Source organism: Pantoea sp. AS142 (assembly GCF_037152305.1).
In the GTDB taxonomy this organism is placed as follows: domain Bacteria; phylum Pseudomonadota; class Gammaproteobacteria; order Enterobacterales; family Enterobacteriaceae; genus Pantoea.
This window is the reverse complement of record NZ_JBBCMO010000014.1, coordinates 1-24,011: the sequence shown is the minus strand read 5'-3', so window position 1 is coordinate 24,011 and position 24,011 is coordinate 1. Positions and strand designations below refer to the sequence as shown.

General features: G+C 52.4%; 21 protein-coding genes. 17 read left to right on the top strand and 4 right to left on the bottom strand.

The window, feature by feature from the left end; all coding sequences use genetic code 11:
- Positions 1 to 160 precede the first annotated feature (160 nt).
- The 13 genes from WFO64_RS20330 to WFO64_RS20270 all read left to right on the top strand — a co-directional run bounded on the left by WFO64_RS20330 (position 161) and on the right by WFO64_RS20270 (position 9,584).
- Positions 161 to 397 carry a hypothetical protein gene (locus WFO64_RS20330; RefSeq protein ID WP_061060955.1) on the top strand — a complete coding sequence of 79 codons (237 nt, stop codon included), beginning with the start codon at positions 161 to 163 and terminating at the stop codon, positions 395 to 397.
- Positions 398 to 462: 65 nt separating this feature from the next.
- Entirely contained in the window at positions 463 to 828 is a 366-nt protein-coding gene (locus WFO64_RS20325; RefSeq protein WP_061060954.1) for an EscI/YscI/HrpB family type III secretion system inner rod protein, read from the top strand.
- 8 nt (positions 829 to 836) lie between these two features.
- The gene (gene sctJ, locus WFO64_RS20320) at positions 837 to 1,616 is read left to right on the top strand and encodes a type III secretion system inner membrane ring lipoprotein SctJ (RefSeq protein WP_337013834.1); all 780 of its coding nucleotides are present in this window, start codon (positions 837 to 839) and stop codon (positions 1,614 to 1,616) included.
- Positions 1,609 to 2,199, top strand: coding sequence for a type III secretion system protein (locus tag WFO64_RS20315; RefSeq protein WP_337013833.1), 591 nt, complete (start codon positions 1,609 to 1,611; stop codon positions 2,197 to 2,199). Before sctJ ends, WFO64_RS20315 begins: the two co-directional genes overlap by 8 nt.
- Entirely contained in the window at positions 2,193 to 2,792 is a 600-nt protein-coding gene (gene sctL, locus WFO64_RS20310; RefSeq protein WP_337013832.1) for a type III secretion system stator protein SctL, read from the top strand. Before WFO64_RS20315 ends, sctL begins: the two co-directional genes overlap by 7 nt.
- Before the next feature lie 82 nt (positions 2,793 to 2,874).
- Entirely contained in the window at positions 2,875 to 3,099 is a 225-nt protein-coding gene (locus WFO64_RS20305; protein ID WP_061060950.1) for a type III secretion protein HrpF, read from the top strand.
- Complete coding sequence (locus tag WFO64_RS20300; RefSeq protein ID WP_337013831.1) at positions 3,062 to 3,517, top strand: type III secretion system chaperone; 456 nt, start codon at positions 3,062 to 3,064, stop codon at positions 3,515 to 3,517. Before WFO64_RS20305 ends, WFO64_RS20300 begins: the two co-directional genes overlap by 38 nt.
- Positions 3,510 to 5,549: a type III secretion system outer membrane ring subunit SctC gene (sctC, locus tag WFO64_RS20295; protein WP_337013830.1), complete on the top strand. Its 2,040-nt coding sequence runs from the start codon at positions 3,510 to 3,512 to the stop codon at positions 5,547 to 5,549. The genes WFO64_RS20300 and sctC overlap by 8 nt, the downstream gene beginning before the upstream one ends.
- A gap of 13 nt (positions 5,550 to 5,562) precedes the next feature.
- A complete protein-coding gene (gene hrpT, locus WFO64_RS20290; protein WP_337013829.1) occupies positions 5,563 to 5,757 on the top strand; it encodes an HrpT family type III secretion system protein in 195 nt (64 codons plus the stop codon).
- Positions 5,750 to 6,106 (top strand): HrpV family type III secretion system protein, encoded by a 357-nt coding sequence (hrpV, locus tag WFO64_RS20285; protein ID WP_337013828.1) that lies wholly within the window; start codon positions 5,750 to 5,752, stop codon positions 6,104 to 6,106. The genes hrpT and hrpV overlap by 8 nt, the downstream gene beginning before the upstream one ends.
- A 428-nt stretch (positions 6,107 to 6,534) precedes the next feature.
- A complete protein-coding gene (locus WFO64_RS20280; protein ID WP_337013827.1) occupies positions 6,535 to 7,785 on the top strand; it encodes a type III secretion protein HrpN in 1,251 nt (416 codons plus the stop codon).
- A 111-nt stretch (positions 7,786 to 7,896) separates the two neighbouring features.
- On the top strand, positions 7,897 to 8,364 hold the full coding sequence (locus WFO64_RS20275) for a type III secretion system chaperone (RefSeq protein ID WP_337013826.1): 468 nt from the start codon (positions 7,897 to 7,899) through the stop codon (positions 8,362 to 8,364).
- The gene (locus WFO64_RS20270; RefSeq protein ID WP_337013825.1) at positions 8,361 to 9,584 is read left to right on the top strand and encodes a YopJ family acetyltransferase; all 1,224 of its coding nucleotides are present in this window, start codon (positions 8,361 to 8,363) and stop codon (positions 9,582 to 9,584) included. Before WFO64_RS20275 ends, WFO64_RS20270 begins: the two co-directional genes overlap by 4 nt.
- 141 nt (positions 9,585 to 9,725) lie before the next feature.
- Here WFO64_RS20270 and WFO64_RS20265 read toward each other — a convergent pair whose 3' ends face one another.
- Positions 9,726 to 10,055: a hypothetical protein gene (locus WFO64_RS20265; RefSeq protein ID WP_061060942.1), complete on the bottom strand. Its 330-nt coding sequence runs from the start codon at positions 10,053 to 10,055 to the stop codon at positions 9,726 to 9,728.
- On the bottom strand, positions 10,052 to 11,506 hold the full coding sequence (locus tag WFO64_RS20260; protein WP_337013824.1) for a pectate lyase: 1,455 nt from the start codon (positions 11,504 to 11,506) through the stop codon (positions 10,052 to 10,054). Before WFO64_RS20260 ends, WFO64_RS20265 begins: the two co-directional genes overlap by 4 nt.
- A gap of 200 nt (positions 11,507 to 11,706) precedes the next feature.
- On the opposite strand from WFO64_RS20260, the gene WFO64_RS20255 reads away from it, so the two are divergent.
- The 4 genes from WFO64_RS20255 (at position 11,707) to WFO64_RS20240 (ending at position 20,088) form a co-directional block, all read left to right on the top strand.
- Complete coding sequence (locus tag WFO64_RS20255; protein ID WP_337013823.1) at positions 11,707 to 17,304, top strand: AvrE-family type 3 secretion system effector; 5,598 nt, start codon at positions 11,707 to 11,709, stop codon at positions 17,302 to 17,304.
- Between the two features lie 55 nt (positions 17,305 to 17,359).
- The gene (locus tag WFO64_RS20250; protein ID WP_337013897.1) at positions 17,360 to 17,779 is read left to right on the top strand and encodes a type III secretion system chaperone; all 420 of its coding nucleotides are present in this window, start codon (positions 17,360 to 17,362) and stop codon (positions 17,777 to 17,779) included.
- A gap of 710 nt (positions 17,780 to 18,489) precedes the next feature.
- Entirely contained in the window at positions 18,490 to 19,521 is a 1,032-nt protein-coding gene (locus WFO64_RS20245; protein WP_337013822.1) for a tyrosine-type recombinase/integrase, read from the top strand.
- Positions 19,522 to 19,788: 267 nt separating this feature from the next.
- Positions 19,789 to 20,088, top strand: a complete 300-nt coding sequence (locus WFO64_RS20240; RefSeq protein WP_337013821.1) for a hypothetical protein — start codon at positions 19,789 to 19,791, stop codon at positions 20,086 to 20,088.
- 486 nt (positions 20,089 to 20,574) lie between these two features.
- Here WFO64_RS20240 and WFO64_RS20235 read toward each other — a convergent pair whose 3' ends face one another.
- Together WFO64_RS20235 and WFO64_RS20230 are read right to left on the bottom strand one after the other, a co-directional pair.
- Positions 20,575 to 21,561 (bottom strand): ParB/RepB/Spo0J family partition protein, encoded by a 987-nt coding sequence (locus WFO64_RS20235; RefSeq protein ID WP_337013820.1) that lies wholly within the window; start codon positions 21,559 to 21,561, stop codon positions 20,575 to 20,577.
- Positions 21,558 to 22,766 (bottom strand): AAA family ATPase, encoded by a 1,209-nt coding sequence (locus WFO64_RS20230; protein ID WP_337013819.1) that lies wholly within the window; start codon positions 22,764 to 22,766, stop codon positions 21,558 to 21,560. Before WFO64_RS20230 ends, WFO64_RS20235 begins: the two co-directional genes overlap by 4 nt.
- Positions 22,767 to 24,011: the final 1,245 nt, after the last annotated feature.

Genomic DNA, 24,011 nt, shown 5'->3' with positions numbered 1-24,011 from the left:
TGACGTTAAGCGCAGGTTCTTGCATCTGCAAGCGTAAGCAAATCATGAAATCAATGAAAAAATAGCGCGTTCCGGGAACCGATATAAAAAGTCCACCACTTAACAAATGAACATTATGTGATGTTCCAGGGCACAAACTTAACTAACTGGAGAGATTAATATGAGCGGTCTTCTTAGCAGTCTTACTACCCTTGGCGGCAGTTCACTGACTAGCGCCAGCAACTCTGCATCAAAAACTCTTGAGAGCGCAATGAGTGATTCACTGACGCAGTCTGCTGATGCCCAGGCATCTAAAATGAAACTGGATACGCAAAACTCCATCCTGGATGGAAAAATGGACTCTGCGACTAAAGAAATTAACTCTGGTCACAACGCCGCGAAAGCTATTCAGTTCTGATTAATAGCCGGGCGTAAGAGACAGCACTTTCGCCCGGTACTTGTCGCTGCCAATAAGGACGAACCATGAAAATCAATAGCGGAAATGCCCCCTCTTTAGCCATCAGTTCCGTGGATAATGACCTCAGTGCCGTTACCGGCACTGAGGCAGATGCTTCCTGGTTCAGCGCAGCCCTGCAGGCGCCTGAAAAAAAAGCGGTTCCCCAGGACAATCAGTTCTGGATTAATAAACTCGCCGATCTGACAGATACGGCCAGCGGCCAGTCCGGTCAGGCTGACAGGGCACTCGCGAAAGCGTCACGCAGTCTGGATTCGAGAAGTGTAATGGATGCTAACCGCACCCTTTCCTCTTACTATCTGGAAAGCCTGCTCAACGCAAAACTGGTTGGCAAAGGTGTTCAGAGTCTGGAGAAACTAACCAACTTGCAGTAACCCCCCCTATGGCTAAATTATCTTTGAAGTTACTGCTCTTACTGCCGGTAGTCATGTTGCTCGGCTGTAACGATCAGGTCGAGTTGAATCACGGCCTGACAGAAAACGACGCCAACGAAGTGGCGGCGGAGCTGGGGCGTTATCACATTCAGGCAGAAAAACGCGCCAGCAAAGACGGTATCACCGTACTGGTCGATGCCCCTGAATTGAACCGTGCCGTTCACATCCTTGATGCTGCTGGTTTGCCACGTCCGGCGCGCACCAATCTCGGTGAAGTGTTTCAGAAAAACGGCGTAATCTCTACGCCTCTGGAAGAGCGGGCACGTTATATTTATGCCCTCTCGCAAGAAGTGGAAGCCACCCTCAGTCAAATTGACGGGGTGATTGTTGCCAGGGTGCATGTGGTTCTGCCAGAGCGGGTTGCGCCGGGCGAACCGGTGCAACCCGCCAGTGCCGCAGTATTTATTAAATATCGTCCCGACCTCGATCCCGATGTCATTGAACCCCGTATCAGAAAAATGGTGGCCAGCAGCCTGCCCGGACTGGCAGGACGGGCGGACAAAGACCTGGCGATTGTATTTGTCCCGGCGGAAACTTATCAGGACAAGCCGCCAGAAGTCTCCTTCGGCCCTTTTATGGTCACGCCAGAACGTTCTTTACAGTTAAGTTGGCTGTGCGGCATGTTCGGTGCGCTAATCCTGCTGGGGGCGACCGGGATATTTGGCTGGCCATACCTTAAACGCTATCGCCAGGGCAAAAAGCCGCGGTTGGACGTACCGAATGAGTGAAATGCCTCCAGGTGATGAACCTGGTCTGCGCTGGCTGCGCTGGTGGTGCATCGACAGCTGGCTGGCCGCCGATGCGAGCTGGCGTCAGGCAGGATTTTATCAACTGGATGATGTCCGTCTCGCGGCGCTGGCCCGGACACACCATCCGCTGATCGTTCAGGAACTGCAACTGAGCCACCAGGTCAGTCCACCCGACCGCGAACTGTTGGCATGGCTTGATCTGACTGAGGCTCAGCGCCAGCTGGCTCTGCGTCTGGCAGCAGAAGTGTGCTGGCGTGATTCTACGCAGACAATGCTACTACCGGCGCAACAGCGCTGGTGTCGCCGTATTGCTCAGGCGATGCGCCCCGGGCTCTGGCTGACGGAAGCGGAGGAATTACCGGTTAACGATGGTGATATTAATGGCCTGTGGCTGCTGCGTTTACGCGCCGGCCCGGGCTGCTGGTCGCGATTGCGGCTGGCTTTCCCGACTGAGCAAACGCGCAGAGTGGAATCACTTCACCAGCCAGACGCTTTTCCACCGCGTCTGTTACCGCTCTGGCAAGCCGTTCTATGGTATGCGTCCCAGGAACCGCTATGCTGACACAAAAAAAAATAACCCTGCTTAATGGCGCTGACGATCTGGCCCCGGTAATTTCACAGGCAATGCTGACTGTTCAGCAACAGGGAGAGGATATCCTGCGACAGGCACAGCAGCAGGCAGAACAGATCCTCACCGCTGCAGAAGAGGAGGCGGTAGCCTGTAAGCTGCGTACACAAGCGCGCGCCGAACAGGATTTCTGGCATCAGGCTGACCGCCTGTTTGCTCACTGGCAGCAGCAGCAACGGCAGACTGAATCAGAGGTGCTGGCGGTGATGGACAACGTGCTGACGCTGGCCCTGGAACAGTTGCTGACCGAGATACCGGAACCACAACGCCTGAGCGCACTGCTGCGACAGCTGCTGCGCGACAAAATGCGGGCAGAGCAAGCCAGCCTCTGCTGTCACCCGTCCCAACAACAGCCCATTACCGAATGGTTAGCCACGCACACTCATCTAAGCTGGCAACTGCAACCCGATGAAACGTTGGCCGTTGATAATCTGAAACTGATCACCGCCCAGGGTGAACTACACCTCAACTGGCAGCAGGCGGTAAGCCAGTTGCTCCCCTCTGAAAGCGGGTCGTCATCGCGGTAAAAATCTTCGCTTTACCACGGAACCGTTACGCACAACACGCCACTTAAATAACAGGTCCGCTCATCAATAAGAGAGTTTAACTATGTCATCACTCAGTCCGTTGCAACGTCGTCTGGATAGCCAGTTTGACCGGGCGCAAAACCAGCTCGACGACGCTACCATGAATGCCAGTGAAGGCTACAGTCAGGCGGATAGTTTCGCTTTTTTTGAGGCAAGCATGGGGTTGTCCAACGCCAGCTGGGCAGCCAGTCAGGAGCTCACCGTTAAGCATGGGCTGGCAAAAGCCATTATTAACGAGATCAACTGAATTGCAGCAATGGGTGCAACGCTGGCTTGATAATCCTGAAAAAGACCAGCAGCTAGTCGTTGATGACGGCGTTCTTTGGTTACAGCAACGAGGGGGACAGATCTTCGCACTGTCCGTGTTGACGGTTAATGCACCGCTGGATGAGGCATTTCTGGAACGGGCATTACAGTTGTCAGCGCCGGCGCTGCGCTTTTTTGGTCGCGATGCGGCAGCCCTTGCTGCACAGGAAAATCATTTATTGCTGATGTTACGACTTCGCGAAACTCATGCTGATGCGGTGTGTGAACAGCTCGAATCATTGCTGAACCAGCGTGATGCATGGCAATCCATGCTGCAACAGCAGCGAAATAAAGCAGCAACCCATGGCGCAGTGCCCTTGCACAGCCTGGCCTTTCTACCAAGGGGAAACCATGGTTGATAAAAGTAAATCGCGCGGGCTCTTTCTGGGCGCGTTATTAATGCTGTGCGTAACCCACCAGGCTGGGGCGCAAATCCCCTCCGACTGGAAAGAGCAATCTTATGCGTATTCTGCCGATCACACTCCGCTATCCACAGTGCTTCAGGATTTTGCCAATGGGCATGGTGTCGATTTGCAACTGGGGAATGTCGAAGATACCGAAGTCGATGGTAAGATCCGAGCCGATAATGCCAGCGTATTTCTTGACCGTCTGGCGCTTGAGCATCAATTCCAGTGGTTCGTCTACAACAACACCCTGTATGTCAGTCCCCAGGCCGAGCAGAGCTCTGAACGGCTGGAAATATCACCGGATGCCGCACCAGATATCAAACAGGCGCTAAACGGTATCGGGCTGCTGGATCCGCGATTTGGCTGGGGAGAGCTGCCGGACGATGGTGTGGTGTTAGTGACCGGACCACCGCAGTATCTTGAGCTGGTAAAGCGTTTCAGTGAGCAGCGCGAGAAAAAAGAAGATCGGCGTAAAGTCATGACCTTTCCACTGAAATATGCCTCAGTAGCGGACAGGACCATTCATTACCGCGATCAGACGCTGGTGATCCCGGGCGTTGCCACGATGCTTAATGAGCTGATGAACGGTAAACGGGCTGCACCAAACAGCGCCAGCGGAATCGAGGGCACTCTTGGCGTGCCTGACAGCAATGCGATGATGCAGAATACCCAGTCATTGCTGGCGCGCCTCTCCAGCCATACCAACGGCACCAGCCGTCCGTCTGACCGGGACGGCGGCGGCGTCAGCATTGACGATCTCAGCGGTCGTATCTCAGCAGACGTGCGTAACAATGCGCTGTTAATCCGTGACGATGATAAGCGTCGCGATGAATATGCGCAGCTGATCGCCAAAATCGACGTGCCACAGAATCTGGTGGAAATCGATGCAGTGATCCTTGATATCGATCGTACCGCACTGAACCGGCTGGAGGCGAACTGGCAGGCGACGCTGGGTGGTGTTACTGGCGGCACCTCGCTGATGTCCGGCAGCGGAACGCTGTTTGTCAGCGATTTTAAACGCTTCTTTGCCGATATTCAGGCCCTGGAAGGGGAAGGTACCGCATCAATTGTAGCCAATCCTTCGGTACTGACGCTGGAAAACCAGCCAGCGGTAATTGATTTCAGCCAGACCGCCTATATCACCGCCACCGGTGAGCGCGTGGCTGACATCCAGCCGGTAACGGCGGGCACCAGCCTTCAGGTCACGCCGCGTGCGGTTGGAGGCAATGGGCACAACAGTATTCAGCTGATGATTGATATTGAAGATGGTCACGTAGAAACCAACAGCGATGGTCAGGCCACCGGCGTGAAACGTGGCACGGTCAGCACCCAGGCGCTTATCAGTGAAAACCGCGCGCTGGTGCTGGGGGGGTTCCATGTTGAAGAGAGCGGCGATCGTAACCAGCGTATTCCGCTGTTAGGCGATATTCCATGGATTGGCAAAATCTTTACTTCGACTCGCCATGAAATTTCGCAGCGTCAGCGACTGTTTATTCTGACGCCACGCCTGATAGGCGATCAGACCGATCCGACCCGATATGTTACTGCGGATAACCGCCAGCAGTTGAGCGATGCAATGGAACGTGTCGAGCGCCGCCACAGCAATGTCAATCTGCACGACGTGATTGAAAACGCCATGCGTGACCTGGCCGAACGCCAGACGCCTGCTGGTTTCCAGTCGCAGTTTTCCGGGTCGCGTTTAAGTGAGATCTGCCAGAAAGTGCCTGGGCTGTTGTTCGATAACTCCCGTTCGCAGTGGTACAGCGGGGCAAACGGTAGCGTGCAGTTAACCGTGGGCGTTGTGCGCAATATCACGAACAAACCGTTGCGTTTTGACGAGTCTGCCTGTGCCAGTAAACGAACAATGGCGGTGGCAATATGGCCGCTCAGTTCACTGGCTCCGGGCCAGTCGGCAGAGGTCTATATGGCGCTGAGTCCAAATCGCGTGTTGACTAAATCACGCGAATCCTTAATCAACCGCTAAGCAGAGAAAAACAATGAAAAAAGCCCCTTTCATCCTGCTGGGTCTGGCGCTGCTGCTGACCGGTTGTGCCAAACGCCACGATAACGGATTGACCTGTACCTCCGTGGACTGCCGTCCACAGTCAGGTTCGCATCAGCTGGTTATCTGGTGGCAGCCAGAGCTACGCAATGGCGTCGCCGATTTTACACAGGTCACTGTTAATGAGTAATTCGTGTCCGCAGGTCGGTTCGTTATCGGCCCTGCTCAGCCTGCTAGAACTGCGCCAGAGCTGTCGCTGGCCGGTGCTGCAGGGGGTAGAACTGCTGGTGCTGTGCGGTGAACATGGACGGGAAGCGATGCTCAACCTGCAACCCACATACCAGCCCCCAGGACTCTTTCAGCGTCTGCTGCGCCGTCGGGCGCTGCGTCCTGAGCGCTATGACGGTTGCTACCTGTGTCTGAACGCTGAGCGGAGTCTCTCCTGCTGGCGTCAGATTAGCGAAGAATCAGCAGATGATAAACAGCAGATCGCGCAGTTGTTCAGCCTGGCAGGAATTGCGCTGACAGAACTCCGTTAATCGCTGTCCGGGCAGCCCGGTGTGGTGCGCAACCGGGCGCGTTACACCCGGTCACAAGTATCACGTCAGTAGCCATAATTGCTGTCTTTTTGCACATGCTTTCTGTCAGCTTGTTTCGCATCGACATGTGATGGATTAAGCCAGTAGATCATGTCGGACATCTGTACTCATCAAACCACGATAGGGTTGATGATTACCCGGCGTTTTCGGTAAGCCTCTCATTGCTATTTAATGATGTGGCCATTTTTTGTGTACCACTATTTCCCTCTCTCTCAAACCGGGCTGCCTTCCCTTTATCGTCATACCTTATTTTTCATAGCGCCGAGGAACCTCCGTCATTATTGAATCACTCAATAGAAGCCCTGGTAAGGCACTCATCAGGTGCTTCGTCCGTAGGGTAATTTCATTAATTCACAGAGGAAGATGGTATGAGTCTGAATACAAGTCCGCTGGGAGCGACCACGTTGCAAATTAACATCGGCGGTGCGGGTGGCAGCAATGGGTTGCTGGGTACAAGCGCGCAAAATGCAGGATTAAGCTCGAATTCGTCATTGGGCCTGGGGGGGAACAGCCAAAATGATACCATCAATCAGCTGGCAGGTTTGCTCACCGGCATGATGATGATGAGCATGATGGGCGGCGGTCTGAACAGCCTGCTGGGGAATGCTTCAGGTAGTGGTCTGGGCGGCCTCGGTGGCGGTTTGGGCGGGGGGCTGGGTAGCGCCGCTGGAGGTGAACTGGGCAGCATGTTGGGCGGTGGGTTAGGCACCGTTGCTGGCGGCGCGCTGGGCGGCCCTTTGGGGGCAACTATGGGGGGTTCGCTGGGTTCAGCACTGGGCGGCAATACTGGCTCAGCGCTGGGCGGTAATACCGGATCGAACCTGGGTTCTTCGCTCGACCAGGCGCTGGGTCTGAATCCAGCGTCATATGGCGACAGTTCCACTTCCGGTTCTGACTCCAGTTCGGGCATGAGCCCGATGGAACAATTAATGAAAATCTTCGCTGAAATCATGCAAAGCATGTTTGGCGATCAGGATGGTTCATTATCGGGCAGCAGCACGGGTAGTCAGCCAGGCAAAGAAGAACAACAGGCTTATAACAAAGGCGTTACCGATGCACTGAGCGCACTGATGGGGAACGGCCTGAGCCAGAGCCAGGGTAGCGGTCTGGGGGGGGGTAATGGCCCTGGCGTCAAGGGCCTGCAAAACCTGAGCGGCCCGGCTGATTTTCAGCAGTTAGGTAATGCGGTAGGAACCGGGGTTGGCATGAAAGCGGGTATCGAAGCACTGAACAACATCGGTACACACAGCGACAGCAGCACACGTTCTTTTATCAACAAAGACGACCGGGCGATGGCAAAGGAAGTGGGGCAGTTTATGGATCAGTATCCTGAAACCTTCGGTAAACCTCAGTATCAGAAGAGCGCAGGTTCGGAAGCAAAAACCGACACTAAATCCTGGGCAGAAGCCCTGAGCAAACCAGATGATGATGGTATGACCCCATCCAGTATGGACCAGTTCAGCAAGGCTAAAGGCATGATCAAAAGTGCTATGGCGGGTGATACCGGCAACACCAACCTTCAGGCACGCGGTACAGGCGGTTCGTCGCTGGGTATTGATGCGATGCTGGCCGGCGATGCTATCAACAATATGGCACTGGGCAAACTGAGCGCGGCATAAGTTGTTGCAGGGCGGACAGGTGTTGCCTGCCCGCCTCCCTTATTGGGTTAACAACTGTAAAGCTCCTTTAGATTTCGGGCATTACATCAGGCTAACCCGTGGAGGACTGTCATGATAATACAAGATTTACTGGGCGCACTGGCAAGACGTCTGGAGACGGGGTCACTGTCGCTGGATGCCAATCAACTTTGTTGCCTGAAAGTGAACACGCTTGAGATGACGCTGGAGTATATGGAACAGCAGAGCTGGCTGTTTGTTTATCTCAACGTGGGTTCACTCTCTGCGGCACAGGGCAGCATTCTGCTAGCGGATATTCTGGCTGCCAACCTGTTTCACTACGGTACCAGCGATGGCGCGGCATTTGGTCTTGATCAGGAAAAAAACGAGTTGCTGTTGTTCCAACGCTTCCCGCTACCCTCAGTGGAGGAAGCCAGCTTTGTCAGTGCCTGCGTGCAGATGATTGAGGTGGCAAAAGTATGGCAAAAAAAGTTACTGCACAGCATGGTTGAGCCATCTTCAGCCCCACGTCTGCTGGCACACCAGGGGTTAACTTTGAATATGGCGGAGAAAATTCGATGAATATTTTTCGTGCGATAACGGGCAATAAAAGCCCGTCTCAGCAGCCCGAACGTACGCCGACGGCGTCACCTCAGGCGTCACCATTACCGGCAGGCAGAGCCGGACGATTACAGCGTCAAAATGCCATGTCCCCTGATGTTCGCTACAATGCCAGCGCCACCCAAAGCACGCCGGATCGCGCTCGTGCCACCACCAGGCATCGGGGTGAAGCGAGCAGCTCTTCGGCGCAATCCGCTGGCGAGGGCAGTATGTCGACCGGTTCATCATTGGGCTTGATTCGTCAGGGCGGCCGTCGTGAGAATACTGAATTGGTCCAGTTCCACGACATGATGCAGTCTTCATCAAAAATGTCGCGTAGCGATCCCCTGCCGCAGAACCCGGAGAGATTACCGGGACGACTCCAGCAGAAGATGGATACCGTTAACCTGCCGAAGCTTAAGAAACTGGATAAAGATTTATACGATTACGCCAAACTGGCTACCGATCTGGTGAAGGACAACTCCGGTACAAATGTACTGCTCACCCGGCTGGATAAAAAGATGATGCCACTTATTGCCGATGCAGAAAATGCCCGTCATCCAGACTTGAATCTGCATGTCTTTAAAGGACCGGATGAGTGTTATAAGGCCATCAAAGAGCAAAATAAACAGGTCTGGAACAGCAGACAGCCCGGGAATATGCGCGTGGTCTTTGCGCCTGCGAAGGGGATGCCAGATCACCATATTGCACTTGATATCCAGTTACGCCCGGGTCATCGTCCATCAATCGTGTGTTTCGAGTCAGCGCTGGGAAATATGATGGATCCAATAAAACAGGGAATTGAGCAGGGTCTAAAGGGAGCCAGAGTGAAGATGGTAGGTAACTTTATTCAGGCCTCATCATGGGATTGTGCGATGTTTGCGCTGAATAATGCGCTGAAAAGCTTTAAGCATTATGACGACTATACATCGCGTCTTCATGCAGGCGAACAGAATGTGCCGAAGCCGTCTGAGTTTTTTAAACATGCGCAATCTAAATCTCATATTGAGGGTGGACCTCGTGAGAACGACATCGTTTCGAAAGACAAAGGCGGCCTGCATGCTGAAACGCTACTGCACCGCAATCTGGCCTATCGCGCACAACGCTTTGATAAAGCCTATAGCACCTCGATTGAAGGCTTTCGCTTTCAGGAGATCGAGCGCGCCGGTGAATACCTTGCTGCGCAAAGAGGCAGAAGATAACGGCAGGCAGCGTGCCGGAAAGGTCAACGACTCATTTAGCCCACGCACCAGGGTCACTCCCGGTGCGTTTTTTTGCCCGGAAATACCGCACATTGCACAACAATGCCAGTGCGTCGGCTTCTGGCCGACGCACTGGCACCACTACATCCTGCTCCGTGCCTGTTCCAACTGTTGCAGTTCCAGCAGTCGGTCAGCCAGATAACGGGTGATCCACCACGCGGTCTGACTCACATCAGTCGCTGAGCCTTGCTCTCCGTGCAGGAAATCGGTGTGCAGACTGTCAACAAACGAGCTCAGCTCAAAGCGGCCCTGGCGTTGCGGTGTCGGACGACTCAACACCTGGTGGAGCCGCTCCTTAACCTGGGCAATCGCCTGCTGAAAAGCCTGATACTGCGCCGGAGTAAGACGCTGCTGATTATCCACCACGTCCACCCAACGGGTGAGCGGGCATGGCTGCTGGGGCGTCATCATGACGCTACCGCTGTCAGTTTAGCGGATGCCGGAACCTTGTAGTGGTTTTCAACGTTGTCCAGCGAGACATCACTGGTATTGACTTTCAGCCCTTCACTGTCGCTTTTCACGAACGAGAACTTGCCGTTCTGCGCACTGATGTGGCTGAGATTCAGATCCCAATCCCCCTGCTGGCCGCCGTTAGTGCGGACGAAAGTGCCAAAGTCTTTCGCTTTCACATTGTTAACGGTCAGGTCAGTATCGGCATTCAGTTGAAGAATTTTATCCGATGCATTCTGGAAGGTGCTGTTGCTGATTTCAACATTAGATTTTTTTCCCTCTTTATTGGGCTTCACGGTAATGGCATCCTCACCCACATTGGTGACATGCAGATTATCGATTTTGGCATCACCGTAGAGGTGGATGCCATCTGCACCGTTATTACCAATCACCACATTTTTCAGGCTGGCGCCGTCTTCCAGTTTAAACAGCGGTTTCTGGCTTTCGGACTGACCGCCATCGCCCAGTTCGTTCCCGGCAGTGAAGGTCTGCCCTTTACCATCAAAGACCTGGCCGGCTTTAACCACAATGGTGTCGTGCACCACGTTAGGATTGGCGCTGGCGGTGGGGAAACCCACATCCTGCGCCGCGCCGGTGCCTGCGCTGCCCAGCGGATCGGCATGATCGCTAACCGGCGTGTGCGTGGTTGACCCCACAGCCGGAGTGCCGGTAGGCAGCGAACTCGCCTCATGACCGCTGAAAACCGGTGAGGTGGGGAGGGACTCGTCGCCGCCGGAACCGCCGGTAAGCGAGCCCCCGCCAAGAGAAGCACCGCCCCCTGAACCATCGGCAAGTGAGGTGCCACCAAAAGGAGAGCTGCCGCCAGCTACCCCACCACCCGAGCCATCCGCCAGAGAGGTGCCGCCGCCAGAAGAAGATGAACCGTCATTGCCGTCTGGCTGACCATACTGACCGTTCAGCCCGTCCATCATCTGCGCTATAAGCTTCAGTAACGCTTTTAGCAACGGATTGTCGCTGATATTACCGCCGCCCTGACCGTCAGAGCTAAGGCTCTGATCCAGCCCGTTGCTACTCATATCATTAAGCATTGACTGGCTGTCATCCTGCGATGAGCCGCTGACACTGCCGTTCTGACCCGTCAGGCCGCTTGCATGACCTAAGTCGGAGAGCGGACTGTTGCCAGATACGCCATACGCCCCGCCGGAGTTGCCTGGGCCGGATAACGCACTAATCCCATTAGCATCACTGGAGGAATCTCCGCTCTGGGAGGAGATCAGTGGCTTTAACAGTGCCGCCAACAGCTGAGCCATCTGTTCAATGGTTTGCTGATCACCGGGCTGCTGGCCCAGAGCGGAGTTTGCGTTATTACCGGTAGAAAGCCCGTTATTCTCTCCGGGCTGAAAATGCCCCAGCGAGTTCGGGATAGTAATTCTAAGTGTCAGACCTGACATGGATTTTCCCCTTATTGAAGGTTAACTTCCCGCGTACATGCAGCGTCGGCTGCCTGTCTTGAGTGGGACGAGGGTCTCTGAGGTTCCTCATTTTGTGCCGTAAAACAGACTTTTTTGGCCTCTGACGGGAACCTTTAGCTTTAGCCCGCTACATAACTTTCATTAATGTTTCACGCGGGATGCGGGCCGGGGGGCAGGTTATGAAGTTGAGATTGCATGGCACTGAACAGAAAGCCGTAATACAGAACGTTGAGCAGAAGAAGAGCGGAAATGGGGCGGCGCTGCAACAGGGCTGCAGCAGCAGCACGCCGCAGGCTGCTGCCGGATCGCTGGCAGCCGATGGTAAAAATCGTGGAAAGTTACCCCATGTCCATCAGCAGCCCACCGGGCAGGATGGAAAAAGTACCGGTCGCCAGCAAAAAAAATCTTTCAGCCTGAAAAGCATGTTCGGGTTTAAAAAATCTGAGAAACCCTCAGCACAGACCGCGACCTCCAGCTCGGCAGCAGCAGATATCGGCCGAATCAGACGTCCGACTCTGGGGGATTTACTGGCGCAGCATGAGGTCGACAATGAAACTGAAACTGCCGCTCCGTCAGCAGCCGCTCGCCTGACCCGTTCCGATGGCGTGAAACGCCACAATCCTGACGATATGAGCGGTCGGCAAAGGGTAACAGAAGGCCATACCGATAGCGTGCCGACGCACCTTAAGCATCATCAGTTGCAAAACTTCAGCCAGGTGAGGCAGAACATACTGAGCAGAATGAACCAACCTTCTCCCACTGGCAGCCATACGCCGATTAATATTCCCGTCAGTCACCATGAGATTGAAGAGCTCCCCCCCACCCCGCCAGGCAGTCCTGAAACAACGCACGGTTCGGGTGAAACTCACGGGCATGGCCATCATCAGCAAATTGAAGTGCATCAGACCACCACCGCCACGCCTTCCGGCACGTCAGAGATCACGGAAGAAGATGACGACAGTGAGTTCCAGCAGATGCACCAGCAGATGATGGCGCGTGAGCGGGAAAACCCCACGCAGCCGCCACGGTTAGGTATACCAACGCCACTAGCCCGTAAATTCCAGCCAACCCTGTCACCGATTGCAGAGAACATGCTGGAAACCGAAAGCAGCATAAAGCCGTCGCCCCTTCAGGTACCGTCGAAGCTGAGTACCACTCCTGTTGTTACGCTGGGTATGACGCTGGCAAACGGTAAATTGCAGCTGGCCGCCAGCAATCCTCCGGCGATCAATACGCTACTGTCACAAACGCTGGGGAAAAAAGATCAGCACTATCTGGCCCACTCTGCCAGCAGCGATGGCCGTCAGCATCTGCTACTGGATAAACAGGGCCGCCTGTTTGATATTAAAAGTCATGAGAGCGGCTACAGCGTGCTGCATAACAGCCAGTCCTCTGATATCAGGACAAAGCTGGCGCAGGTTGGCGATACGCCAGTCACTCTGGAGAATAACAACGGTAAAATTCAGATAAGCATCGGTACTGATGGTAAGAATAAACTAAATGTCAATCAGCCGGGAGACGTTCACCGCTCCCTGCTCTGCGGCGTCTGGCAGCATCCGGCAGGCGAGTCGATTCGTCTGCACGACGATAAGATTCATATTCTCAATCCGGAAATTGGCGTCTGGCAGACCGCCGGCAACGATTCGCATGGCCAGCTTTCCCGTCAGGCCGATGGCAAACTCTATGCGGTGCAGGATGGTCGGTCGTTGCACAACCTGTCGGATAATCACACCTCCGAAAAGTTCGTTGATAAGATCAAATCATTCGCCGTCAGTGAGCATGGACAGGTGGCGATTCTGACCGATACAGACAGCTCGCATCATATGTGCCTGATGCCTTCGTCCAATGCCTCTCCGGAAGAGCGTGTCCAGTTCAGCCTGCATCTTGCCGATACCATGCAGATGCTGAAGCGTGGTGAACCTCATCTGGAAACGCAATCAATTGGTATCAGTCATGGCAAGCTGTATGCCGCCGACAGCGAAGGCAAACTCTACAGCGGCGTATTATCGAATGTCAGAGAGGGCGAGCTGCCGATGCAGAGCATGTCACAAAAGGTGCTCAAGCAGCATTTCGGACACGACCACCGTATTGAAGGCTTTTTCACTGACAATCATGGTCAGTTAAATGCGCTGGTTAAAGATAATTTCAGGCAGCAACACGCCTGCCCGTTGGGCGACGATCACCAGTTCCATGCGGGCTGGAACCTCAGCGACACGCTGGTGATCAACAGCCATCTTGGCCTGCAAAATGTCAACCCGGCGCCACATCAAATTCTCAATATGGGGCGTGAAGGCAGCCTGACGCTACAGGAAGGAAAGGTTCACTATTTCGATCAGCTGACAAAAGGCTGGACTGCCGCAGAATCAGACTGTCAGCAGCTGAAAAAAGGGCTGGACGGTGCGGCATATATTCTGAAAGAGGGTGAGGTAAAGCGGCTGGATATTAACCAGAGTTCCTCATCCATCAGCCAGGGTAAGGACAACTTGTTTACTTTGCCGCATGTACGCAATAAGCCGGAGCCGGGAAGCGCACTTCAGGGGCTGGAGAAAGCCGATAAAGCTCAGGCGATGGCGGTGATTGGGGTCAACAAATACCTGGCGCTGTCGGAAAAAGGTGACATCCGCTCATTCCAAATCAAGCCAGGCACTCAGCAACTGGCGCGGCCAGCGCAAACCCTCAGCCGAGAAGGTATTACCGGCACCCTGAAAGATATTCACGTCGATCATCAGCAGAATCTTTACGCCGTAAACCACGAGGGCGAGATTTTCCATCAGCTGCGTGAACAGTGGCAGAGCGGCGAGGCTGGCGGTAGCTGGCAAAAACTGGCTATGCCGCACAGCGGAAGTGAACTGCAACGTCTGGAGATGGACCATGACAACCAGCCGGTCGCCACGATGGCCGACGGCACCCTGCATCAGTTGAGAGAGGGTAAGTGGCACACGCATACCGCACCAGAGCCTGCGCCGCTGGAAGTGGGTCCGCGTGGATCAGAACAGGTATTTTCCCGCTTAAACCAGGGCGCCAAAGGCCGCCTGATCCCCGGAACCGGTGTAACGATGCAGGCTACTGCGCAGGTCGCCGGTCAGACCGGGATGGAAAACCGCAAAATAACCAGTAAATTTACTGACCGGGTGCGCGCCTATATTTTCAATCCGACGATGGCGACGCCGCGTCCGATCAAGAATGCGGCCTACAACATACAGCATAACTGGCAGGGACGGCGTGGTCTGAGTTCTGTTTACGAAATGCAGGGCGCACTGATTAAGCAGCTGGAAGCGCACAACGTGCGTAACAGCGGCACACAAATGGATTTGCACAGCAAAATGGAAGCGCTGGATTTAGGTGAACACGGTGCGGCGTTGCTGAATGATATGAAACGGTTCCGTGAAGAGCTGGAACAGAATGCCGTCCGCTCGGCCACTGAACTGGGTCAGCATCAGGGGGTGTTGAAAAGCAACGGTCAGATTAACGAAGAGTTCAGACCTTCAGCCAGTAAGGCAGTCATTCAAAGCTTTAACGTCAACCGCTCAGGTCGTGACCTCAGTAAAGCGCTAGAAAAAGCGGTCAGCTCTGCCGCGCCGTCACTACAAAGTAAATTACAAACGCTGCTTAGCCACTTTGTCAAAGCCGGGGTGAACATGAGTCACCAGAAAGGCGACGTGCCGATGGGACGTCAGCGCGATCCCAACGACGAGACATCCCTCACCAAGTCGCGGCTCATTCTTGATACCGTCACCATCGGCGATCTGCATCAGCTGGCGGATAAGGCGGCGCTGGTATCAGGACACCACCCCGATCCCGACCAGATCAAGCAACTGCGTCAGCAGTTCGATACATTGCGCGAAAAAAAGTATGGCGCTAACCCGGTGAAGCAGTTTACTGACATGGGCTTTAGCCATAACGCACCGCTGGAAGCCAGTTACGATGCGGTGAAAGCCTTTATTAACGCCTTCAGGAAAGAGCACCACGGTGTCAACCTGACCACCCGCACCTTACTGGATACCCACGGCAACACCCAGCTGGAAAAAAAATTAAAAGACACGCTGTTATCGCTGAACGATGGCGAAAGCATGAGCTTCAGCCGTGCTTATGGCGGTGGCCTCAGCACTGCTTTTGTACCGACGCTAAACAAAATCCCGGTGCCGATCGTGCCCGGCGCGGGGATCACCCTCGACCGTGCTTATAACCTTAGCTTTGGCCGTACCAGCGGTGGACTGGACGTCACCTTTGGTCGTGACGGGGGGGCAACCGGCACCATCTCTGTTGCTACCGGCCACGATTTAATGCCCTACATGACCGGCAAAAAAAACACCGCCGAAAATGCCAGCGACTGGCTGAGCAAAAAACATAAGATCAGCCCGGATTTTCGTATCGGCGGCAGTATCAGCAGTAACATCCAGGGGACGCTGCAAAACAGTCTTAACTTCAAACTGACCGAAGATGAACTGCCTGATTTTCTGCATGGTCTGACACATGGCACCCTGACGCCGACCGAGCTGATGAAAAAAGGGATTGAACATCAGATGAAGCAGGGCACCAAACTGGTGTTCAATGTCGATACTTCGGCGGCTTTTGACCTGCGTGCCGGTATCAACATTACCAACGATGGTGCAAAACCTGACGGCGTGACCGCCCGTGTTTCCACCGGAATAAGCGGTTCAGCTAACCTGATGACCGCCAGACGTGAACGCAGTATGCAAAAAGGCGAGTTTGGCAGTACGGTATCAGCCAGTGACAACCGTGCGACTTTCCTTAACTCGGCCAGCGTCGGAGCTAACCTCACCCTCAGCGTCGGTGTTGCCCACGGTTTTACTCATGATGGTAAGGTCACCGACAATGCCACCAAAGAGCCGGCTAAGTCCGTCGGGACTTTTCCGGCCTTCACCTCCACTAACGTGGCGGTGTCGCTGGCGATGGATAACCGCACCACCCAAAGGATCAGCGTGGAGATGAAACAGGCCGATCCGATCACCAGCAACGATATCAGTGAGCTGACCGCCACACTGGGTAAACATTTTAAGGACAGCGAGAGTACTAAAATGCTGGCTGATCTGAAAAAACAGGAAAACCCCGAACCGTCAAAGCAACTGAGCGAGTTACACCGCCATTTCACCCGCAATAAGGTCATCGGTGACGACAGGTATGAGGCGGTTCGCAGCCTGGAACAGCTGGTCCTTCGTCAACAGGCTGTTGAAACCAATGTGATGGGGTTAAGTTCGGCCCGGCACAGCACCTCTTACAGCAATCTTTCACGACTGAATGAGAACGGCATTGTGGATATGTTGAAGCAACATTTCAATGCGGCTCTGCCACCAACCAATGCCACCCGTCTGAGTGCCATGATGGATAACGATCCAGTACTGAAGGGGTTAGTTAAACAGTTGCAGAGCATGCCATTCAGCAGCGCCAGCGTCTCAATGGAGCTGAAAGATAGCCTGCGTGATGATACTGAAAAAGCCATTCTTGACGGTAAGGTCGGACGCGACGAACTGGGTTTGCTGTTCCAGGACCGCAACAACCTGCGCATTCGCTCGATCAGCGTCAGTCAGAATGTCACCAAAAGCGAAGGATTCAACACGCCGACGCTGTTACTGGGGGCCAGCAACAGCGCAGGCGTCAGTATGGAACGCAATATTGGCACCATTAACTTTAAATACGGTCAGGACCAGGACACGCCACGGCGCTTCACACTTGAGGGCGACATTGCTAAAGCCAATCCGGAAGTGGCATCGGCTCTCTCTGAGCTGAGAAAAGAAGGGTTTGAAATGAAAAGCTGACCGCCGTTAATCTTCGCCGGCCAGACCATTAAACACTGAATGAAGGAACGAGATGATGACCGCATCACAACGGCAGGTAGAAAAGTTTTTACAGTATTTCTCAGCGGGCTGCAAAACGCCATTGCACCTGAAGGAAGGGGTTTGCGCCTTGTATAACGACCAGGGACAAGAGGCCGTAGTGCTGGAGGTGCCGGAGCAAAGTGACAGCTTGCTGATGCACTGTCAGTTAACTGAAACTGACCCTCAGGCCTCGCTGACACTCTATCCGCTGTTATTGCAGCTGAACTTTGAGATGGCAGCAATGCGTGGTTGCTGGCTGGCGATGGATGAGCAGTTCAAGGTGCGCCTTTGTTTCCAGCAGTCGCTGGCACAGCTTGATGATGCCACCTTCAGTCATGTCGTGAGCGGTTTTATTGAACAGGCTGTTGAAGTTCGAGAGTTTATCGGGCAAATAAGCAGTCGCAGCGCCGCCTGAAAAGTGAAGCGAAGTAAATTCTTTCTACACTGACTTGTCTGTACACCTCTGGAATACAGAAAGTTATGAAGCTATTCGTTAGTGGCTCTGTTTAAATGCCAGAATTAGCAGGCAACAACCAATATCCATTCGTTAATTTATACCTATGTCATTTTTAACGGATTATAAGAAGTTCCGGTTTGTTCGGCACTTAACGTTTGACGGACATAAAGATGCCTGCTTTTTCACCAGGTGATTGTAATCCTCAACAGAAATATTAGCGGTTAACAACGACTATAAGTTGTGTTTTGCGTGATATTCCTCGATAGAAATACGTGTCGGGCTGCATGTTTTGTGCGGAGTTTTTCTGAACTGCGCACAATCTCCGCAAGACGAACGCGCCTCAAAATAATTATTTTTACCCGTTTCTTTCTCTGAGAGTAAAAAAAAGTGAAAACTCAGCATGTCTTCTAACCTTATATAATTATACTTATATAAGACCAGACGTGGACTCACAAACCCTGTATCATGAAGATCTGACGCGGATCCTGACCTTTCCGATCATTTATACGAAACTACTGAGTTCTGAACTGTGTCTGTCCTGCCAGACCCTGAAACAGGCAGCTAAAAGTTTGACAACGCTACGTGAAATCTGGCGCATATCTCCCCTGTAACTATCATAGAATTCACGTAGCGCTGCCTATCGATAAATGGACGATTACTGAACAATTATGAACGATATCTCCGGTTTTACCGGCCTGCTCTCCAGTGGAGCACCTGATGATGATCTCACCAGAAAGCTCGCTGCCTTTGTGCGCCACCGTGAGGCCTTTTCGCCTAACACGTGGCGGCAGCTCCTGAGCGTTATGCGGATCTGCTGGCGCTGGTCGCAGGAAAACCAGCGTACGTTCCTGCCCATGTCGCCTGAAGACATGCAGGACTATCTCTTCCACCTGCAGGCCATTGGCCGGGCAACGTCAACCATTTCGGTGCACGCCGCTCTTCTGTCAATGTTACACCGTAACGCTGGGCTGGTACCCCCAACGGTTTCGCCGGACGTTGTGCGCGCCAGGAAGAAGATAAACCGTATTGCGGTCATCTCGGGTGAGCGTACAGGACAGGCAGTTCCGTTCTGCCGGCCAGACCTTAACCGTCTGGATGCTGCATGGAGTCATTCATCCCGCCTGCAGCAGCTGCGGGATCTCGCGTTTATGCACATTGCTTACAGCACCCTTCTGCGCATGAGCGAGCTTTCCCGCCTGAGGGTCAGGGATATCTCGCTCGCTGTAGACGGGCGTGTCATTCTGGATGTTGGCTGGACCAAAACTATCCTGCAGTCTGGCGGTATCGTGAAAGCCCTCAGTGCAAAGTCATCCCGGCGGCTTAGCGAATGGATCACGGCAGCGGGTCTGACAGACAAACCTGACGCTATTATCTTTTGTCCTGTTCATCGTTCTAACCGGGTCACCCGATTGTCGGAAATCCCTATGAGCGCACCCTGCCTGGAAGATATTTATCGTCGTGCCCGTCAGGCTGCAGGTGAGACAAAATCTCACAAAACCAATAAGGGCCGCTATGCCAGCTGGAGCGGTCACAGCGCTCGTGTTGGTGCTGCGCAGGACATGGCCAGAAAAGGTATATCGATTGCGCAGATCATGCAGGAGGGTACCTGGACGCAGACCCAGACGGTCATGCGCTACATTCGTATGGTTGAAGCTCACCGGGGAGCAATGGTCAGCATGATGGAAGCCGACGATGATTAACGGATCAGAGAGCTTTGTATCGTAGGTTCAGAACTCCGGTCACCCAGGCTTTAATTTCTCTGTGCGGTAAAATTATTGTTCTATGCTGCGGGCTTCAGCTAACTACATTATGCTTCACCTGATGGGAAACCACTGGCGGTCGATAACTGTGGGTTCATTACACAGCCTTTTTTCACAGGACTTCAGCCAGCTTTTCTCCACTGGTCTCTGATGTGGTTCAGACACTAACCGTGACTTTTCCAGATCGGATCCACAGCATTTATGTCTATGGTAGTTATCCCTGGCACAGCCAATGAAAAGTCGTCTGACCTCGGCCTCACCGTGATTAACTACCGTGAACCAGATCCAGTTGTACAAATCGACGTTATTAAGTCTGCACTTGAAAAGCATCATCCGGTTATCAGTAAAATGGACATCGATCCGGGTGTACTGGAAGACGTGATGTTAACCGCCAACGACAGACGATGGGGCTACTGTCTGAAGCACCACTGTGTAGGCGTTTACGGTGAAGACCTGCGTAATCTCTTTAAATCCTTCAGGCCTTCACGGAAATTGCTGTTGCCATAAAGGGTAATTTTTTCGCTGTGCTCTTTGACTATGTGGCTCTGAGGAAACCCACTCTGGAACCTGTGGACGGGCATGCTCTTCAGTCTGCCGCTGTACGCAAGGCCATCCGTTCGACAAACATACTGCGATTAGATAGCGATAATGACTGGCCAATTACGCTGGATGAACTCCGGGATAAATTTAATCGCCGGTATCCGGCCATTGGCTGAAGAAATGGACTATCTGCTGAGCACAAGCTTCCGTCCGTATGGGGACGTAATGTCTTTTGCCAGTAGAATCACTACTTTTGCTTACTGGCTCAATGCAGAGTTTCATACCCGTAAGAGACCGCTTTATCGGTTCGTGCAAAGAGGCTAAAGGCAATTATAAGGAGTATTATCCCGGGAATTTCAGATTGAAATTATTTTTTTTAATTTTAAAAAACAAAGATTTAAGTGATTTTTTTTGCGGGAATTATTTCCTTAATTTCCCGCAACGGAAAGAAAGTTATGTGCTTTTTTCCTTCGCAACCATCCGTTCGATGACGCTTCTTACAGCGGCATCAAGTTCAGCCTGACTGGCTGCAGAAAGGCGCGAGAATTCGTAGGTAACAAGCCGTTTAGTCGAATCCGTTTTCTTTCTTGCAAACTGCTTTTTATCAGCAAAATCTGCCAGTTTTTCCGTAACGACTTTTTTGTTAGACGATCCTTTTTTGGGATCTGCGCTTTCAGCCCGGAAGTAACTGATTATCTTTGCCTTATAGGAGGGATCCGCCTTATCGTGATACGCGTCACTTTCGATCCGTACACGGACGTTGCCAGCTAATTCCTCCGTACTGATGCTACTTGCCCGGGCTCTTTCAGTCACATCAAGCAGAACCTGATAGTCACTAATGGAGAGTTCACTGACCGAAGGAAAAACGGCAATGATCTCTTCAGGTACTGCAGCTGCCTGAAACGCACGAGTGACCTTGGCCGCAGAAAGTCCTTCTGCGGCGGCAATATCTGACTGATTCATATCCGCAGGATACATCAGCTTTAATCGATTACCGAGTTCACGCAGCGTATGCTCTCTGGCAGTCTGAATGTCCGTAGCCAGCTGTCTTGCATCAGAGAGAGATAACGCGTCACGCGTTACAAGCACTTCAAAGGCAGTCCCGTTATAAAGGCAGGCCGCCCGGCGGCGTGAACCATCGAGGATCTCTGTACGTCCGTCTACTTCCCGCCCGATAGCAGGAAAGAACTGCTGCAGTCTGATAGTCCGGGAGATATCGCTGACCGATTCGCGCGTCAGAAAGGCCTGGTCACGACCATTGACGGTTGCGTCTACAAAAGTCTGTGTTTCAATATCGTCATGCAGAATCTTGGTCAGAACAAAACGGGCCTGGGCGCCAGACTTCAGGGTGAACACCCGCTCGCTGTCTGACTCACTCATCATTTTCGAAAAACTCGAATTGCCCAGCTGCCGGCCCAGCTTCACCATTTCTTTCTTCATTTCACACCCCTGATGAACTCGATCCTTTTAAATACAGCCTGAGTAAAACGTTCTGCTTCCCGTTTTGCCTTTTTGAGCGCCTCAGTACTGCCCGGATAAGAACCGGGATCGGCGCTAACGATGGTATCAAAGCTCTCTCCACAGCGTTCAAAGCCATCCAGCCGCGGCAGTGCCGCATCAAGAATGTAGGACGTGAATACATCGCGGGCCAGCCCGTGCGTCATCTCATGGTCACGTTTTGAGGTCATTTTCGACATAAAGCCAATGTTCCCTTTGATACGTGGCGTAATTCCTTCTTCTTCAAGCTGCTCAATCATTTCAGGCAGTCGGGTGAGATATTTAAGCGTGGAGTGAAAATCCACCTGTGCCGGCGGCGTGGGAGTGAGCAATAAATCGCTTGCCGCGAGAGCATTCAGCATGAAGGCATCAAGGTGAGGACCGGTATCAATAAAGATAAAATCATAATCCCCGCCAACACGGTCAATGATAGTGCGGCGCAGAACCTCTGAGGGTAACTTGTCCGGCAGGTGTTCTCTGACGAGATCATTCCACTGGCTGGCAATAAAACCATCGTCTATGGAAGCAGGGATCACATCCACACCAGGAATGATTGTGGGTTTGATAATGTCTTCACGGAGCTGATCAGCATCAAGATCGTTAAGCATTGCCTGTGCAGCCGTCTCCATTATGGAGCCAATGCTGTTTTGCTGGCTGAGAAACATGGTGCTGGAGGCCTGGGGATCAAGATCAACCACAAGGATACGAAGATCATGCTGGAGAAGGTCCTGATGAACACGTAAACCATGCGCAAGCGTCACCGTGCTCACAGTTTTTGACACCCCCCCCTTCAGATTCACAACAAAGATAACAAAAGGGCCTTCCCCCGCGTGCAAATCACGGTATTTAGGCACTTTGCGATGGGCATAAATATCAACAACGTCTTTGATGGTAAGCGCATAATGTCGGGTATTACCGGCATCCTTCCTGCCGAAGACATGCCCTTGTGCTTCCATTTCATCAATCGCCTGCTCAACAGCACGCCGACTAAGTTTCGGAAGGTTAGCCACAGAGTTGCGTGTGAATGTCTGGTAATACTGATCCAGTCCAAACTCATTTCTTCTAAGGGATATGTCGTCGCTCATACTGCGTAACATTGCACTGGCCCTGCGTGCAGTTTCATCCACTCCACCGTAATGACTTTTCATTTAGCCGTTCCGTTGTCAATTTTATGTTGATTGTACATGTCAAAAAAGCCAGAGCAACAATTTTCGAAAAGACATGCATTTCTTGTACATGGAAAAAATATTTGCTGATAGTTTTTCCTTTTTTCTGCCAGAAGTCATGTCCTGATAACGAATTAATTACAGACCAAAGATGGGTAGAGCACGCAGATTCAGATAAGTTATACCCCTCAATTTAAATACGTTAAATTATTGTTTTTAATATTAATTTAACTACTTTTTCAAGCTGAAATTCCCCGTAGATAGCGCTATTCAGGAATGTCTGCCAGTGACTCTGCAGGTAATACCAGCGCAGTTTCGAGGACGATTTTTTTAAGACATTCCCACTTACCTCAAAAAATTTGGCGGCGTTACCGATTCTTTAAAAAACCAAAGTTCAGTCATTGCTGCTGGAGGTTGAAAAATCTTTTTTACTCAACCTGATATAGAATGCAATGTCGGCCAGCGAGGACTCCACACCCCAGGTATCAATAATTAACCAATAGATTGTGTGCGCTGGCGGGACATGATTATCCTAAAGTATCATGTGCGCTGACGGGTATTAAAAAGGCAGAATTCAAACATGTGTGCTGACGGTTACACTTCTTATACCCAGCCCGTCTAAAATGTCACCTATAACGGGCGATATGCAGCAACTGCCTGAAAGAGGTGGATGCGATTTTTGCTTTGCAAAAGCAGAGATAGGTGCGCTGGCGAGCTATTTTCTTCTTTATAGACTCAAAATGTGTGCTGGAGGGATACAGTCCCGGGAAAAATAGAAAATGTGTTATGGCGGGATACGTCCGTCGGAAAGTCAAGATCATGTGTGCTGGCGGGCAATTGTGCCTGAAGAAGTCAAAAAAATGTGTGCTGACAGAATAGTATTTTCCTAATCGACTCATAATTATGTTTGCTGACGGGAAGTTCATGTGTGCTGAAGGGAATCTGCTACGTTTAAAATGATTGATCGTGTGTGCTGACGGGCTATAGCTTAGAGTCAGAGCCCTTCATATGTGTGTTGGCGGGCTACAGCTTAGAGTCAGAGCCCTTGATATGTGTGTTGACGGGCTATATAGCTTAGAGTCAGAACCCTTAATCTGTGTGCTGACGGGCTAAAGTTTAGAGTCAGAGACCTCAATATGTGTGCTGACGGGCTAAAGTTTAGTGTCAGAGCCCTTAATATGTGCACAGGCGGATTTCTGGAACAATGCATTGCCTGATCATGTGCGC

Bases quoted from the DNA above. Each gene is read 5' to 3' on its own strand.
- WFO64_RS20330 (WP_061060955.1), top strand. From the start codon at position 161: ATGAGCGGTCTTCTTAGCAGTCTTACTACCCTTGGCGGCAGTTCACTG.
- WFO64_RS20325 (WP_061060954.1), top strand. From the start codon at position 463: ATGAAAATCAATAGCGGAAATGCCCCCTCTTTAGCCATCAGTTCCGTG.
- sctJ (WP_337013834.1), top strand. From the start codon at position 837: ATGGCTAAATTATCTTTGAAGTTACTGCTCTTACTGCCGGTAGTCATG.
- WFO64_RS20315 (WP_337013833.1), top strand. From the start codon at position 1,609: ATGAGTGAAATGCCTCCAGGTGATGAACCTGGTCTGCGCTGGCTGCGC.
- sctL (WP_337013832.1), top strand. From the start codon at position 2,193: ATGCTGACACAAAAAAAAATAACCCTGCTTAATGGCGCTGACGATCTG.
- WFO64_RS20305 (WP_061060950.1), top strand. From the start codon at position 2,875: ATGTCATCACTCAGTCCGTTGCAACGTCGTCTGGATAGCCAGTTTGAC.
- WFO64_RS20300 (WP_337013831.1), top strand. From the start codon at position 3,062: ATGGGCTGGCAAAAGCCATTATTAACGAGATCAACTGAATTGCAGCAA.
- sctC (WP_337013830.1), top strand. From the start codon at position 3,510: ATGGTTGATAAAAGTAAATCGCGCGGGCTCTTTCTGGGCGCGTTATTA.
- hrpT (WP_337013829.1), top strand. From the start codon at position 5,563: ATGAAAAAAGCCCCTTTCATCCTGCTGGGTCTGGCGCTGCTGCTGACC.
- hrpV (WP_337013828.1), top strand. From the start codon at position 5,750: ATGAGTAATTCGTGTCCGCAGGTCGGTTCGTTATCGGCCCTGCTCAGC.
- WFO64_RS20280 (WP_337013827.1), top strand. From the start codon at position 6,535: ATGAGTCTGAATACAAGTCCGCTGGGAGCGACCACGTTGCAAATTAAC.
- WFO64_RS20275 (WP_337013826.1), top strand. From the start codon at position 7,897: ATGATAATACAAGATTTACTGGGCGCACTGGCAAGACGTCTGGAGACG.
- WFO64_RS20270 (WP_337013825.1), top strand. From the start codon at position 8,361: ATGAATATTTTTCGTGCGATAACGGGCAATAAAAGCCCGTCTCAGCAG.
- WFO64_RS20265 (WP_061060942.1), bottom strand. From the start codon at position 10,055: ATGATGACGCCCCAGCAGCCATGCCCGCTCACCCGTTGGGTGGACGTG.
- WFO64_RS20260 (WP_337013824.1), bottom strand. From the start codon at position 11,506: ATGTCAGGTCTGACACTTAGAATTACTATCCCGAACTCGCTGGGGCAT.
- WFO64_RS20255 (WP_337013823.1), top strand. From the start codon at position 11,707: ATGAAGTTGAGATTGCATGGCACTGAACAGAAAGCCGTAATACAGAAC.
- WFO64_RS20250 (WP_337013897.1), top strand. From the start codon at position 17,360: ATGACCGCATCACAACGGCAGGTAGAAAAGTTTTTACAGTATTTCTCA.
- WFO64_RS20245 (WP_337013822.1), top strand. From the start codon at position 18,490: ATGAACGATATCTCCGGTTTTACCGGCCTGCTCTCCAGTGGAGCACCT.
- WFO64_RS20240 (WP_337013821.1), top strand. From the start codon at position 19,789: ATGGTAGTTATCCCTGGCACAGCCAATGAAAAGTCGTCTGACCTCGGC.
- WFO64_RS20235 (WP_337013820.1), bottom strand. From the start codon at position 21,561: ATGAAGAAAGAAATGGTGAAGCTGGGCCGGCAGCTGGGCAATTCGAGT.
- WFO64_RS20230 (WP_337013819.1), bottom strand. From the start codon at position 22,766: ATGAAAAGTCATTACGGTGGAGTGGATGAAACTGCACGCAGGGCCAGT.